The organism is Phyllobacterium sp. 628 (assembly GCF_014189505.1).
In the GTDB taxonomy this organism is placed as follows: domain Bacteria; phylum Pseudomonadota; class Alphaproteobacteria; order Rhizobiales; family Rhizobiaceae; genus Phyllobacterium.
The window spans coordinates 1,101,998-1,116,751 of record NZ_CP050301.1 but is presented as its reverse complement, the minus strand read 5'-3'; the positions used below and the strand labels follow the sequence as shown (position 1 = coordinate 1,116,751).

Sequence of the window (14,754 nt, the reverse complement as noted above, 5' to 3'; positions counted from 1 at the left end):
GTGGAGCTCTTAGTGTTGAACCTACAACGGAACTAACCGCGTGGATGGCGGTTGTTCTCGTAGCCATCCAAAGCCATGGATGTCTGGGAGACCGATATGTTCGAACATGCCCTCAATCGTCGGACGGTGCTCGGATCAGCGGCGGCTATAGCCGCGCTGACGTTTGTGCCTGTGGGTGCTGCCCTTGGGCAGATGCCTCCGGTAATCGACCGGTTTTCGTATCGCGCACCACAGGGGGATCTCGATGATCTTCGAGATAGACTGAACCGGACTCGCTTGCCGGAGCGCGAGACTGTCACTGACTGGTCGCAAGGCGTGCCGCTGGAAAAGCTTCTTTCGCTCCTCGAATACTGGCGAACAGGCTATGATTGGCGCCGATGCGAGGCAACGTTGAACCGTTTGGACCAATATCGAACGGAGATCGACGGCTTACAAATTCACTTTCTTCACATCCGCTCGCCTCACGAAAATGCCATGCCGATCATCATCACGCATGGATGGCCGGGCTCGGTTCTCGAGTTCCTGAAGCTTGCTGAACGATTGACCAGGCCGACAGATTTCGGTGGCAAGGTCGACGATGCGTTCCACGTTATCTTGCCATCGCTTCCAGGTTTCGGATTCTCGGCGAAGCCGAGGGAGCGTGGTTGGAATGCGCCACGCACCGCAAGAGCCTGGGCGGAACTCATGCGACGGCTAGACTATCACCGTTACGTTGCGCAAGGCGGCGACTGGGGCGCGTTTGTTACCACGGCGATGGCTCAGCAGCATGCTGCCGGGCTTCTCGCGATCCACCTCAACATGCCCCAAGTTGTCCCAAGTCCGATGCCGACAACATTGTCGCCGGTCGAACAGCGCGCGGTCGAGGCACTGAAACACTTTCAGGAGGAAGAGACAGGCTTCTTCAACGAGCAGTCCACGCGACCACAGACTATCGGCTACGCGCTTGCAGACTCTCGCGCCGGACTGGCGGCTTGGATGTATGAAATCTTTCAGGCTCACACCGACAATCGAGGCGACCCCGAAGACGCACTTACACGCGACGAAATGCTGGATGACATAACCCTTTATTGGCTCACGAATTCCGGCGCGTCTTCGGCGCGATTGTATTTCGAGCAGCGTGCGCTCGGAATGAAAGGCAATCTGGGCATTGTCGATCTACCAGTCGGGTGCAGCATTTTTCCGCATGAAATAGTTCAGCCTCCCCGGGTTTGAGCAGAGCGGCTCTATCCTAACCTCATTTACTGGAACGAACCCGAGCGGGGTGGCCATTTCGCGGCTTTTGAGCAGCCCGACCTGTTTGCAACCGAGCTTCGAAACTGCTTTCGAACTCTGCGCTAATCAACTCGACAGGCCGGTGGGAAACTTAATAAACATGGAGGGTATAATGCAAGACATGGAAAACATCGTCCGCGCTTATTTCAAGACCTGGGCGGACAAGGACCGAAAAACAATCGAGAAGCTGATCAGTTCGGATTTTCGATTCACCAGCCCAGTGGATGATAGCATCGATCGGCAGACGTTCTTCGAGAAGTGCTGGCCGAACAGCGAGAATTTCGTCTCTCACGACCTGACGAGCGTATTCATTAGAGGCGGTGACGCATTTGTCACGTATGAAGCCAGCACAAAAGATGGAAGACGTTTCCGCAACACTGAGTTTCTTGTCGTGAAGGATGGGCAAGTCACGAAAATTGACGTGTATTGGGGCTGGAATATTCCACGTGAAAGCCCTGGCGGACAGTTTTAGCACTCGAGTGGTGTCCCAAGAGCTCTGTATTTTGCATTTCGCATCCACGTCGGCCGATCACAAAAGCATTTTGAGATTGAGCCAGGCCGCAAGAAATCGAAGGGAGGCATCATAAAATGCCGCTATTGATCCTCTGGCGCTATAGCCATGGTTTTTCTCTCTGAATGTCCGAGTCGCGCCATGATTTACTGGTTGTTAATATCGCAAAAGTCAGCGACGCACGCAACAGCGTCAAAGGCTGATTGATTGGAAGTCCAGAACACAAAGACTCTAATGCAATGTGGCTTCCTTCCCAGAGCGGCACGACGACCGCTGCTGGCGCATGGCATGCGGAGCGTGGTGAGATATCCCCCACCCTTCCCTTTCAACCCTTTGAACTATATCGATCTTGCAGAAAATTGTCCCAAGTTATCCACCTGCTCCAAACCTGAGCGATAATACCTCCAACAGAAATTGGAGGTTCAAATGGTTCCCTTACACATCGTCTTTCTGGCCACCGTTGTCCTAACAGCAGCTAGTGGCTTGGCGGCAACGTGCATTGTCGTTTTCGGAGATACACGACGGAACGAAGGTCAGCGGGCTGTCGCCGAAAAATTTGCACAGATCGCCGTGATCGGTGCAGCGGCTGTGACGTCTTTGCTTGCTGTTTCCATATGAACGGCACAATCACCACACAGAGCTGCCTTTCTAAGCCAGCACTCTCTCAGAGTGTCGTGCAGCGTAATCCTTTGATTTCATTGAGAAGTGAAACGGTCACATTGCCCGCAAATCGTCATTTGGGCAGTTACGGCACAAATCCGTCACACTGGATCGAGTTCGACGTTTCGCACCGGCAAACACTGCCTTATGACGACATGAAAGCATAATGGCGTCTATCCCAAATATTTTCACAGGCACCCTTGGCGGGGTGCGGGGGGCGTCCTACGCGATAGAGGCACGATTTCAGGAGTTCCTCTATGGCAACAATCCGCAAACTCAGAGGGCGCTGGCAAGGTCAGGTCAGACGTAAAGGCATGCAGCCGCGCGCCAAAAGCTTTGACAGCAAAGGTGAGGCCGAGAAGTGGGCTCGTAGTCTGGAAGCAGAATTGGACCGTTGCGGGTCCATGCCGGACACGCGGCTCGCAGAGCAGATGACAGTCCATGCCCTCCTCTCGCGCTATCGGGTGGAGATCACTTCCGCAAAGCGGAGCGCTCAAACAGAGTCAATCCGCATTGGTGCAATGTTGAGGCGGACGATTTGCTTTCGGACGCTCGCGATCCTCAGCCCCACAGATATTGCGGTCTATCGAGATGAGCGATTGAAAGTGGTTTCGGGCTCAACGGTGCTGAAGGAACTCAATGTCCTCGGACATGCGATTGATATTGCCCGTAAAGAGTGGGGCGTGCATTTGCCACAAAACCCTTGCCGGATGATTAGGCGACCAGCACCTTCACGTCCTCGGGATCGCCGCCTGGAAGTCGGTGAAGAGCAAAAGCTGCTGGATGCTGCTGACGCAGGTCGTAACCCCTATATGCGCTCACTGATAATCCTCGCGCTCGAAACAGCTATGCGCCAGGGCGAGTTGTTGTCACTGTCGTGGACCGACATCGATCTGGAACGCCGTATCGCACATCTCGACATGACGAAGAATGGCGAGAGCCGCGATGTTCCCCTTTCCACACGTGCGATAGAAACGCTTCAAAGCCTCGCCGATGAGCGCACGGGTGATCTGGTGCTCCCAATTTCAAAGAGCTCAGCAGGGCAAGCGTGGGGGCATCTTAGAGGACGCGCTGGATCCCACAACCTTCACTTTCACGATCTCCGTCATGAAGCTGTGACGCGGCTCCTTGAGCGTGGTTTCAACGTCATCGAAACGGCAACGATCTCCGGTCATAAAGAGCTTCGCATGCTGCAACGCTACTCTCATCTGCGTGCTGTCGATCTGGTCGATCGATTGGGATAATTGCCGATAGTTGCCGACACCGCTTGGGCTCCATCCTATGCAGTAGTGAATGAACTGCATTGGAGAATTCACATGCCTAAGATTATGCACCGTCCGAAGCGCCTGCTGCTGAAACACATGTTCGCCGCTGGTAGTCTATATGCAGCGGTCGCATTGATATCGGGAACGGCGTGGCCTGCCCCCATGAGGCGATCCGGGTTTAATGTTAGTGCAGACTTGGTCTGATTGCCATCACTGGCGTTGAGGCTGGCCCATTTTGAGACGGCCAGACAATAGCCACGGGAGCAGGTGATCTGTAACCCAAGGATGAGTGGGGTCGGATAGTATTGTAATGCCGTCGCCAATTCTCGATGACGATTTGTGCCTCCTTAAGTGTGTAGAAGATTTCTCCGTTGAGCAGTTCATCCCGAAGCTTTGAATTGAAACTCTCACAATAGCCGTTCTCCCATGGACTACCCGGCATGATGTAGGCGGTTTTGGCACCGACGGCAGCAATCCACTCTCTCAAGGCCTTGGCGATGAATTCAGGGCCATTGTCGGACCGGATGTGACCAGGAATGCCGCGCAGGATAAACAGATCAGACAGAACGTCGATGACATCCGTCGCCTTCAACTTTCTGTCCACCCTGATGGCAATACATTCCCGTGTGAATTCGTCGATCACATTGAGCATACGGATTTTCCTTCCATTGTGCGTGCGAGCCTCAACAAAGTCATAGGACCAGACATGGTTGGGGTATTCCGGTCGAAGCCGGATGCACGAACTCTCATTCAGCCATAAACGTGTGCGCTTGGGTTGTCTGTGTGGAACTTTGAGCCCCTCACGCCGCCATATCCGCTCAACCCGTTTCACATTCACCACCCAACCCGCACGATGCAGCATCGCTGTGATGCGGCGATATCCGTAGCGGCCATATTGGAGAGCAAGTGCAATGATGTCGGCGGTCAGTGCCGCTTCATCGTCCGGTGTTTTCAAGAGCTTGCGCTGTGTGGATCGATGCTGGCCAAGAACCCGGCATGCCCGTCGTTCGGACACGTCAAATTCCTCAACCACATGCTCCACACAGGCACGGCGGCGTGCGGGGCTTAAAAGTTTCCCTTTGCGGCCTCAGCAAGGATCATCTTGTCCAGCGTCAGATCCGAAACAGCCCGCCGAAGACGCGCATTCTCCGCTTCCAGTTCTTTCAGCCGCTTGACCTGATCACCCTTCAAGCCGCCGTATTCGGCCCGCCACCGGTAATATGTTACTTCCGTCACACCTATCGATCGAATGGCTTCTGCCATCGACTTCCCCCTGCGAACTTAGAACATCTACCTGACGCAGTTTCATGACAATCTCTTCGGGCTTGTGTCGTTTGCTTGGCATTCTCAATATCCTTTATCGGCTCAAAAGCCATACTTCATAAAGGACCACTTTCAAGGGGGCAGGCCAGGCGTGTGCGCAAACGCCCAATCTTCTCGACATTCAAATCGCAATCAATGAGGCTGCTTCTCGATCAGCGATACTAGACTATAAAAACAAACGCTTTAACCTTGAGCATGTGAAAATGCCTAATGGGAACCAACCGGGCGTCATCTGCGGCAGCATCGACTCTATAGGCGCGTCCCTATTTAAGACCGATGTCACTTCGTATCGAGCATCGATCTATTTCCGGGACGGCCGCCTTTTTGCGAGTGCTCTTGCTGGTATGTATATGCCGATTAACGAACTGCTCTTGAACGCTACCTGTAAATAGTCAGCTGGGTAAAGTGATGTCCTAGGTATCCCCGTCTGAAAGTGATGGGGATGGGTCCTGTTGCCTGATATAATTCATTTTCGGAGCACCCATACCGATAAAATGCAGAGGTCGATGTCAACTTATGGGCTGTGGGATGTAAACTTAGCGTAACGATATGACGACATGTGGGGCAAGATCGGGCCCTAAATGGCTCGAGATGTAAACATTCTTGTAAAGTCACCATGTTCAAATAGGAACAATGTTTACCTGTGGTTGTCGTAATGTTTACATCAAATCGTAAAAACGCGCTTTTTCCCTATTCTGGTTTACATTGACACAGGGGGTTCGTGGAACGCAGAAGGAAACAATAATTATGCCTACCCGGCATAGAGCGGTGTTATTTAAAGAGTTCTAGTCAGACAGATCCTCAATTCAGCGGGTTTAATTACGCGGTCGCAAAATCCCTTACCAGGTAAGGCCGAATAGGTATTTCTGATCTCGGGCCAAACTGTCTACTTCCTCTATTTTCAACGCGCCTGAACCTTACAAGAAGCTGGCTTACCAACGAAAATGCGCGCTCGTGCCACGTGTCATCGCGAGCTTACACAGCAAACTTAATGCATCACCACTTAAAGCTGCCTGCTAGACAATGGCGAAAATCGCCACTTTCCTTAGACGCCATTTTACGTAGACACCTCTACGCTTAGGGTGCCGTGCATTGATATCGGAAGTCGAACTTTCTTCTACTCGTCAACGATTTCTTACGGAGATTGAGTTCCTGACCCATTCGAACAACAGCCGCTTAGTCCTGGCATTCATAATTTAGGATCACCAAAAACAATAAATCCCCGGATGACTGTGTATTCTGTGCGGAAGCGGCCCTCCTGGACGCATTGTCCAACAGGTATTTTTTAACACTGACCGAGAATCCGGCGATTTCTCAATATAATGCCACAAGGGCTCACTGCCTTCATTCCCATCGTCGTCAATTTAACTGGCCAAAAGGCCAGAAGGAGAACCTATGTCTATTGATAAGCTGAAAGTAGAGAAGCGACTCACTTCGCTGATGGATCCTGCAGCGCGCTTAAATAAGAAGATTCTTAGCCGCGAACTCGACCTCATGATAACCAAATGGTCCGACTATCAGTTTCTATCTCCGTATGAGGCTACTAAAGTCTTCATCATTGCATACCGGCATGCATTCAAGTCAGCGGTGAAAACTCACCGTGATATCAATGAAGCTGCTAAGGCCCGCGGAATCGACTCAGTGGCTATGCGAGAGCGATCAAGCGAATTTACGCAAATGTGGGTAGCGCGACAAAACGCAGATACTGTCGGTCTTCCATATGACATATATCTACAGTTCTGTTTTGATTTCGCCATGCGGAAAAAACGCCGCCGCCTTCCTAGACCCAACCAATTGTTTTGGAACAAGAAGACGGAAATAGCCTGGAAGGCAACACTAGCAGAGTTCATGACAGGCGCCCTGAGTGGTGGCTCGCTTCGTCCTAATGCACTTCCGCAATATCGGATCGAGGCCTATCGCGGCTTGGTGGCCCAGGATCTGTTTCGATCCAAGATTATTGAACTTACTAAAAAATCTGTTCGCCCGCTGCGCAACGTCATCGAAGATCGATCTCTCATCAAACGTCAGATGCCAATCGAACTGTTCTCAGAAGTGTATGGCGCATACGCTTTCGAAAATGCCGTCCGTAGTCTGCATGCAGAAAACAAGCACCGACCTATACTGGCAGACCCTTACGTCGCTCCCGACCAAGTCGATCTCTGGCAGAGTTGTTTTGCCGCACCGTGGGTGCGCGATATGCAAAGTGTTATCTGCTCGTCATGCCCGGCTGCGGAAAGTTGCAAGAGGTTGGGAGGTTATGTGCTGAGTCAGATTAAAGAGAAATACGGCACTGACGATCCTGTCGGCGAGATAGAAAGATCTCTTGCAAGAAAGCGTCAGTCCAACAAACGGGCGCTTGCAAAGGTTACCGGAATAAAACCGTCCGGAACATTCAATCTACATGCCGGAGGAGCGACCCTTTAGCCGGAAGTGTTTGCCTGTTGAGAAAGTCTGTCACGCTCTCCTATATATCTCATAATTCTGCATTTAAGTATTTATAGAATAAGTAAGAGAATTGGGGAGCGTGACATTTCACCAATATGAAGACCCTCCGGCCGATCTCAGGGGCTCCGCCCCTTCGTCGCACGTCAGGGGAACACGATGCGCTGCGGCACAAAAATCTGGGTTCTAGACGAAGGGTAAATTGGGCTCCCTATCCCGGCCCAGATGGAGTTCGAAATCCGGCTCATAAAACGCCTCTCTGCCGCCGAAAACACAAAACGTCATAGCGAGTCACTGGCGAGCAATTCAATCTGCCCGCATAGAAACACAATCTAGACAAAGGATCGCCTCAGCGACTATCCTCGAGTCAATTCCGCACTATCCTATAGCAACTTCGCTCAGCCCCTCCACCAACTACCCAGACAGCTGATGCACACGGGTCCAAAATCCATGTTTTTTGCCATGTGCGCGTCGAAGTTGTGCAGCGTAATCTTCATGGGATGGCAGTTCACCGAAGCTATCAATTTGCGTTGAAAGCGAACCGCATTCAACCAAATGCCGAGCGGCGTGTTTGTATCTGCCTGAACGTGCAGAGCCAAGCGTGAAGTCGATCATTGAGCGAAGGATTAGAGTTGCAGCTAATGGATGCATACCTTGCAGTTCGTCAGCTACAGGCGACAACAGCTGATAGTAGTCGCCATCAAACTCTTTACGACGTTTCACGACGAGCTTGGCAGCCTCTCCCAGAGCTGGCCACCGCACAAAAAAGGCTAATGCGTTGTGAACGTCCGGAAATGTATGTGCAAAGGCAAAAGCTTTTTCCTCGGCCTCAATGTCATCAAAATCCGGAAGTCGTTTAATGAAGGAACGCAGAAACGCTTCATTTAATGTCTGCTCGAAACATTGCCAACGATAGTTTTGAGCTTCCTCTGCTCGTCCTAGCGCTTCAAGGGCGTCAACCCGCACTTGCTGCCATTCAAAGGGAACTTCAAGCCGCCCTTTGATTTCGACTTGATCGAGAGTGGTAAGTGCTTCATCCGCACGATCAGCGCTGAGCAACCGCGCAGCAATTTCCGCAGCGACCCTCGGAGATTGTCGTGCGTTTTCTGGCTGCTGAGCTATATAGGCATCGACGTCATCCTGTGCATCAGCAATGTCCCGAAGCGCTACACGTGCAGTAATGTCTCGGCGATCTGCATAGATCTCGTCTTCATAAACCGCACCATTGGTGCTCCAGCCCATCACGGCACGATCTCTATCAGCAGGTTTATGCTCAGGCTCCTGCATCCAATTTTTGAACAGTTCAGCAAGATGCTTGAGTCCAGTTTCACCTAGAGCCGGAGACGTTTCTTTTATTAGATGATCATATTGGCCATATCCGTTGTTCTTGAGGGCACCAAAAACCTTCCCGGCAAGATCAGGGCCGTTTGCAGATGCGGACTTGGCTATTCTTCCGACATCGGCGCAGGCCTTATGGAAACTTTCAATGAGGGTGCCGCTGCCGTCATCCGAACGCTCAAATATCGAATCGGCAAGTCCGAGAAATTGCCAAATCAGTTCCATGGCCTCAGTCGGGTTCCCCAGTGTAATAGTATTTGCAATTAAAGAACGTTGGGTTTCCAGATCAACCTTAATTGCCTTCACCTTGCGCCAGTTTATGAAAGTGCGCGCACGTTGAATGGAGGAAAGCCGCTTGCGCACTTCACGAGCAAGATCTGTAGTGCTCTGGGATCCTGCAAGTTCTTGACGCAACCTCCGCTTGTGGGCAGCGCTGCCGGCGCTTATTTCAATCAAAAGCTCCGCGAGACGTTCGGCTCCGAGAGCTTCCAAGTTCTTTGCGTTCAGTGTCGTCTTCGATGCCATGCGAATTTCCCGGCCTAATGGAATTACGAATGTGTAATTCCAACAGTGTCACAGCGGCAAAGCTGGTCACTGGAAAGCATCCTGATTTCCTAGCACAGGCATGACGGAGCCCGCCAGCGGCCATCCTCGAGTCAATAACGCACTATCCCATTGCGTTTTCATTCAGACTCTTGATTACTCTGGCCGACGAATTGGTTTCGGCAACGTCCAACACCTGGTTTGGACCACTATGTTGGCAACGTAGCGCTGCTCTAAATCGGTGGACATTACTGAACCGCTCCGGGTTTGCCGGAGGCTCCAACGCCCTCGCAGAAACGATCAACGGTCTTTACAAGGCCGAGGTCATTCACCGGCGCGGACCATCGAGGAGCTTCGAGACGGTAGAATTCGCTACCCTGGAATGGGTCGACTGGTTCAACCACCGACGACTTCTGGAGCCAATCGGGAATATACCGCCAGCCGAAGCTGAAGAGCGATATTATGCCATGCTGGACGAAGCAGCCATGGCCGCATAACTTAAACGAAATAGCCTCCGGCAAACCCGGAGCGGTTCATTACTCCATGCGCATCGGGATCTTGGAGATCCGAATCTTGTCGTCAGCATTCTCTATACCTGCAAGTTTCATCGCCATACTTAGTGCATCCGCAACGATGTAGGGATAATTCGTTGGTCCAACGATCACCCGTTCGACAAGGTTGGGAATTGTAACACCTTGCGATTGAAATGGGCCGTGCCTGTCAATCGGTAGCTTTGTGGCGATCTGAGGGACTCCTCTAACGCTTCCTACCTCTTTTCTAAGTCCGATGCCTGGGTCTACGCCAGTTGTAGCTGTCCATCCGACCTTAGAATAAAGACCGACTGCTTCGGCGGTGTATAGGGACATCCAATATCCGTCTCTATTAAAAGCACAGAAAGCGTGCCAATTTGATTTAAGGTCACCAGTGCGATTCTGTGAGCGGCGTGCGGTGCCGACTTTTGCCGCGAATAAAGCCGATAGGAATTACAATGATTGATGAAGAACGATTAGAGAGTGAAATCAGCACGGACGCCGTGGATTTCTCGTTCGGAGAATTGTTGAACCTTCATCGGGACAAAGAGATCGTCATTAGACCTGAATACCAACGATTGTTCCGATGGTCGAATGAGCAACGATCCCGCTTAATTGAATCAGTTCTACTCCGATTGCCAATACCGCCAATATTCTTGGTGGAGAATGAGGATGGCGTTCTGGAGCTCATAGACGGACTTCAACGGACCAGTTCGGTGTTGCAATTCTTGGATCACACAGCGATCGGCGAGCCTGAACTTGTTCTCACAGGATGCGATATAATAGCTTCATTGAACGGTCAGCGGTTCGATGATTTTTCGACCACGTTGAAGCTCAAGGTTAAAAGAACACCTATCCGCGCGATCATAATCAAAAAATCTGGAAACCAGTTCGTTAAATACGAGATGTTCAAGCGTCTCAATACCGGCGGATCGTTGCTCTCTGCCCAGGAAATCCGAAACTGTTCCTCAAGAATGATCGAAGGTGGAGAGAACTTTTACTCCGCATTGCAACGGATGGCTGAGCATGAGAGCTTTGTAAGTGCGACATCGCGTTTGCCTAGTGCCGATAAGGAAAAACGAGCTAACGAAGAATTGGTTTTGAGATTCTTTGCAGTGAAAAACTACAAGGAGGGCTTTAAAGGCAATATTGAAGAATGGCTCGACAACTACATGGAGAGCATTCTTTTGAGCAATGGACCGTTTGAAATCGAAAGCGAAGAAGCTCTTTTCAATGAATCATTCGATTTTATAGACAGTGTGTTTTCTGACGCTGCTTTCGTTCGTTACAACGACCACGGCGAACCGACAGGTCGATTAGCACCAGCTTACTTTGAAGCAGTGATAGGAACAGTCAACGATGAACTTGCCGCCCTTAAAGCCATAGAACCGGAACAACTTGTCGAGCGATTAAAAACCGCGTTTGGATCAGAAGAATTTAAAGCATCGACGGGACCGGGCGCAAATACCAATCCAAAATTTCACTCTCGCATTGAAATCGTAAAACAGCACCTGTTGGGCAATGGAAACAATTGAGGAAATTACAATCGACCTGAGTTGGAGGGAAACTGAGCTCGGATTGTTGAAGATATTGCTCCAGCGCAGCGATACCAAAAAACAGCAGGAAGTATTATCAAGGGCTGCTTGGGCCCTGCTCTATGCCCACTACGAAGGATTTTGCAAATTCTGTTTAACTGTGTTCTTCGATCGGGCTACTAAAGCTTTGGCCAGCTGTCACGGTTTACCCCTCAAGACACGGTCGTTTGCACTTGATAAAGACATCAAGAGGCTCAAGAACCTTCCAGCTGATGAATTCTTGGAGTCACTTGAGAATTTTGCGAACCTTACGTTGGGGAAAAAACCTCAGTTTCCAGAAGTGGATACCAAATCGAATTTATGGCCCAACGTGTTGGAAGAGCTATTGAAATTGGCAGACATCAATTGTCCGGCGGTCGATACACACCGTCAAAAAATTAAAACCCTGGTAACGCGCCGGAATAATATAGCCCACGGTAAAGCTGACGATATAGGCGGATATAACTATTACGTGTCATTCGAAGATTCAGTTTACGAGATTATGTATGAGTTAGCATTTGAAGTTGATCAACGATTACGCGTGGCTCCTTACGTTTAAAAATATGAGCGACAATCCGTTTTCACCTAAAATAGGACCGAGTCTACTTCCACGCAACTTAGTCAAAGGCCGTTGCAATGAGTGCTCTTACATATGCTCTGCTCACCGTCGGCAACACTGGATCAATCGATGAGCGGTAAGGAAGAGCATAACAAATTAGACAGCGACTGCACCTTCCCGCCAGACCATCCGCTTCCGGCTGATCAACTAGGTCGTTACAGCGCCGAGCGCGACTTTCATGCTGAGAGAGACATTGCTGACTACGTAGAGGGACAAGCGCGTGGCGAAGAGACGGTGCTGAACGTGGAGCGTGTCAAGACCGAATATGTGATGGGCGCGCCTTACGATATCTGGGACGTTCACACGGACAAAGACCGTTGGTGGGTGATCAACAATCCGACGAACCTATATTCTCAGAAGCATTTCCCAAGCTTGGACTATACGCTCTCTTTTCATATCGGGCTAATGATGCGGGTAATGAGCCGGTCTGAGAGGGAGACCAAAGACGAATCGTCACCTTTCAGTGAAGTGATCAGACGCCAGGCACAGGCTGCCGAGCGGCTTGAGAGAGCTATAGAAGCCGTCGATTTCCAAGCCGTTGGTATGCAGCTTCGCGAATGCTTAATTTCACTCGTCAGCGCTGCAAGAAGAAGAGTTGAACTTGCCGACGATACTGAGCGGCCAAAAGATGCCGACGTTGTTGGATGGAACCGGGTGATTGTGAGCAAATTATGCCCTGGTGAAAAGAACAACGAACTCCGTGGTTATATGAAAGCGATAGTCGAAAAAGCTTGGCCACTGGTCAACTGGCTTACCCACCATCGCAATGCAAACAAAACTGCGTCACTGATCGCCCTCGATGCTGTAGACGCCATCATGAATCACTATTTGCGTCTGCTGAGCAGGGAACGTGAAGATAGATCAGATCAATGCCCACGATGTGCTTCACGTAATTTGCGAACGTTCTTTGATATCGCGATCACGCCAGATGGTGCTTACTACGAATCTTGTGGCGTATGTGGATGGGATAGTCATCCCGGCGATTCTGACGAGGAAGATGAAGCAGAGGCGGCTGAAGAATCTCACGATTAGCCTATTGCATCTACAATTCAACCACGATCATCTGGACCACCATGCGGCTACAGTAGCTTGATTGGACTCCTTGATTAGCATCTTTTTTATCTCGTTATTATCTTCGGCTGGACAAGTTCGGTTATGGCTGATCATTTCAACGTTATGGGCACCCCTCTAATTCTGGTCACCGACAATAGCGCGCGACTCAACTCTAAGCTTGAGCTTGATGAGCGCGGAGTGATCCTCCATAGCCGTAGCGGCAAACAAAGAAATCGCGATTATCGACTGGCGCTTGAATTGCTGCTGGCCCGTCTCGATGGTGCTGGAATTCGATACAGCATTTATTTGGACAGCAAGCCCGTCCAAGATATTCCTCTTGATGAGCGCCTTCTTCACTTCGATCAACAGGCATCGATTTCAGCTCGTTTCGATGAACTGGTGCGGGCAATGAACAAGGGAAGCGCCAGCCATGGTGCCTGGCGGCGGCTTTTGATCCAGATCCCAAAGATGGATAGAGACATCTTGCTTTTGGCTATAGGTGCAATCGACGATACTGCTGACGATGACCGGCTCCCCGCCGCGTTGCTGCGTAGAGTTACGGTTGCCCATATTCACTACGCCGTTGCGAAATTACTTGACGGAAAAGATGCTTCAAACTTCGCGTTGTCACGTGAATACGACGCCTTAACGGATGATGGGGTTGCGTTAGCGCCCAAGAAGATTTTGGCGTCGCCTTGGAAGAGGCACTCGGCATCGAAGCTCATCCCAAGCACTTCAGCGCGGGATGGGGAACGCCCTGCTTTGAGTTGCTCGATAAGGCCGGGCTTTGGATTGTTCCAAAAGGCAATACCGCCGCCCGTCCCAAATCTGATCCTTCGGAAATCAATCGAAGAGTCGCCGGTCTGTCACCGACAGAGGAAGAACAAGCCTGGATTGAGGGAAATCCAAAGATCATCGAACATCTAAAACGCGAGCGGAATTCTGGTCTCGCGAAACGGAAGCGCGCGGAGTTCATAGAGCAACATGGGCGGCTCTTTTGCGAACAATGCGGACTTGATCCTATCGCAGCCTATGGAGAAGAGGCTGCGACAGCCTGCATTGAAGTTCACCATCATCGAGTTCATGTAGCGAATATGCAGCCCGGCCATCGTTCCAAAACGGAGGATCTGAAGTGCCTTTGCGCCAATTGCCATCGTATCTTACATCGGAAGCTCGCTCTTGGACGAACAGCGGCCACCTAGTAATGGTATGGATCTCGTTGCTGCCCACGTTCTCGAAGTTCAAGCGCAGAGACCATGACACGAAACTGCGCTAGTCGAGGCACATACTCGCCACAATGCTGAGCTGCTTCCCAAGTTTGCCAACGGCTGCTCCCAGCCGGCTAAACTATCGCTATTTAGCTCCGCACAGCACTCGAAATGCGGGTTTGGCCGATCCGGCACAGCTGTGGCACATCACGTAATGCACTCATCCTTACGGCCAATCTCACAGCTTCTTTGTCTTCTGCAAAATTCGCCATTGAAGCCTTGCGCCGCATCGGTTAGAACCGCTTCGCGCATGCAGGCTTTCCATGAAGCACCATGCACCCGTAGCTCAGCTGGATAGAGCGCTGCCCTCCGAAGGCAGAGGTCACAGGTTCGAATCCTGTCGGGTGCGCCACTGC

Annotated in this window: 10 protein-coding genes, 1 tRNA gene and 2 pseudogenes; 11 read left to right on the top strand and 2 right to left on the bottom strand. The window is 51.0% G+C overall.

Annotated features, from left to right (window positions below):
* The first annotated feature begins 96 nt into the window (after window positions 1–96).
* From HB779_RS07050 to HB779_RS07035, 4 genes are all read left to right on the top strand, one after another.
* The gene (locus HB779_RS07050; RefSeq protein WP_371823891.1) at window positions 97–1,212 is read left to right on the top strand and encodes an epoxide hydrolase family protein; all 1,116 of its coding nucleotides are present in this window, start codon (window positions 97–99) and stop codon (window positions 1,210–1,212) included.
* A gap of 172 nt (window positions 1,213–1,384) precedes the next feature.
* The gene (locus HB779_RS07045) at window positions 1,385–1,744 is read left to right on the top strand and encodes a nuclear transport factor 2 family protein (protein ID WP_188345039.1); all 360 of its coding nucleotides are present in this window, start codon (window positions 1,385–1,387) and stop codon (window positions 1,742–1,744) included.
* Between the two features lie 465 nt (window positions 1,745–2,209).
* Window positions 2,210–2,401 carry a hypothetical protein gene (locus tag HB779_RS07040; protein ID WP_188345038.1) on the top strand — a complete coding sequence of 64 codons (192 nt, stop codon included), beginning with the start codon at window positions 2,210–2,212 and terminating at the stop codon, window positions 2,399–2,401.
* A gap of 299 nt (window positions 2,402–2,700) precedes the next feature.
* Window positions 2,701–3,687, top strand: a complete 987-nt coding sequence (locus tag HB779_RS07035) for a site-specific integrase (protein ID WP_188345037.1) — start codon at window positions 2,701–2,703, stop codon at window positions 3,685–3,687.
* Between the two features lie 205 nt (window positions 3,688–3,892).
* On the opposite strand, the pseudogene HB779_RS07030 reads toward HB779_RS07035, so the two are convergent.
* Window positions 3,893–5,053 (bottom strand): annotated as a pseudogene (locus tag HB779_RS07030) (IS3 family transposase).
* A 1,373-nt stretch (window positions 5,054–6,426) separates the two neighbouring features.
* On the opposite strand from HB779_RS07030, the gene HB779_RS07025 reads away from it, so the two are divergent.
* Window positions 6,427–7,455, top strand: a complete 1,029-nt coding sequence (locus tag HB779_RS07025; RefSeq protein WP_188345036.1) for a hypothetical protein — start codon at window positions 6,427–6,429, stop codon at window positions 7,453–7,455.
* 432 nt (window positions 7,456–7,887) lie between these two features.
* Here the strand turns inward: HB779_RS07025 and HB779_RS07020 are convergent, their stop codons facing one another.
* Window positions 7,888–9,336 carry a DUF6880 family protein gene (locus HB779_RS07020; RefSeq protein ID WP_188345035.1) on the bottom strand — a complete coding sequence of 483 codons (1,449 nt, stop codon included), beginning with the start codon at window positions 9,334–9,336 and terminating at the stop codon, window positions 7,888–7,890.
* 299 nt (window positions 9,337–9,635) lie between these two features.
* Here HB779_RS07020 and HB779_RS07015 point away from each other — a divergent pair.
* The 6 genes and pseudogenes from HB779_RS07015 to HB779_RS06990 all read left to right on the top strand — a co-directional run.
* Window positions 9,636–9,851, top strand: a pseudogene (locus HB779_RS07015) (integrase core domain-containing protein); the annotation flags it as partial.
* 491 nt (window positions 9,852–10,342) lie between these two features.
* Window positions 10,343–11,419: a DUF262 domain-containing protein gene (locus HB779_RS07010; protein WP_188345034.1), complete on the top strand. Its 1,077-nt coding sequence runs from the start codon at window positions 10,343–10,345 to the stop codon at window positions 11,417–11,419.
* Window positions 11,406–12,017, top strand: coding sequence for an MAE_28990/MAE_18760 family HEPN-like nuclease (locus HB779_RS07005; protein ID WP_188345033.1), 612 nt, complete (start codon window positions 11,406–11,408; stop codon window positions 12,015–12,017). Before HB779_RS07010 ends, HB779_RS07005 begins: the two co-directional genes overlap by 14 nt.
* Before the next feature lie 129 nt (window positions 12,018–12,146).
* Window positions 12,147–13,109, top strand: coding sequence for a gamma-glutamylcyclotransferase (locus tag HB779_RS07000; RefSeq protein ID WP_188345032.1), 963 nt, complete (start codon window positions 12,147–12,149; stop codon window positions 13,107–13,109).
* Between the two features lie 123 nt (window positions 13,110–13,232).
* Window positions 13,233–14,057: a hypothetical protein gene (locus tag HB779_RS06995; RefSeq protein ID WP_188345031.1), complete on the top strand. Its 825-nt coding sequence runs from the start codon at window positions 13,233–13,235 to the stop codon at window positions 14,055–14,057.
* Between the two features lie 616 nt (window positions 14,058–14,673).
* Window positions 14,674–14,750 (top strand) — tRNA-Arg (locus tag HB779_RS06990).
* Window positions 14,751–14,754 lie beyond the last annotated feature (4 nt).

Coding starts and splice junctions, on each gene's coding strand:
- HB779_RS07040 (WP_188345038.1), top strand. CDS start 2,210: ATGGTTCCCTTACACATCGTCTTTCTGGCCACCGTTGTCCTAACAGCA.
- HB779_RS07010 (WP_188345034.1), top strand. CDS start 10,343: ATGATTGATGAAGAACGATTAGAGAGTGAAATCAGCACGGACGCCGTG.
- HB779_RS07025 (WP_188345036.1), top strand. CDS start 6,427: ATGTCTATTGATAAGCTGAAAGTAGAGAAGCGACTCACTTCGCTGATG.
- HB779_RS07000 (WP_188345032.1), top strand. CDS start 12,147: ATGAGCGGTAAGGAAGAGCATAACAAATTAGACAGCGACTGCACCTTC.
- HB779_RS07005 (WP_188345033.1), top strand. CDS start 11,406: ATGGAAACAATTGAGGAAATTACAATCGACCTGAGTTGGAGGGAAACT.
- HB779_RS06995 (WP_188345031.1), top strand. CDS start 13,233: ATGGCTGATCATTTCAACGTTATGGGCACCCCTCTAATTCTGGTCACC.
- HB779_RS07020 (WP_188345035.1), bottom strand. CDS start 9,336: ATGGCATCGAAGACGACACTGAACGCAAAGAACTTGGAAGCTCTCGGA.
- HB779_RS07045 (WP_188345039.1), top strand. CDS start 1,385: ATGCAAGACATGGAAAACATCGTCCGCGCTTATTTCAAGACCTGGGCG.
- HB779_RS07035 (WP_188345037.1), top strand. CDS start 2,701: ATGGCAACAATCCGCAAACTCAGAGGGCGCTGGCAAGGTCAGGTCAGA.
- HB779_RS07050 (WP_371823891.1), top strand. CDS start 97: ATGTTCGAACATGCCCTCAATCGTCGGACGGTGCTCGGATCAGCGGCG.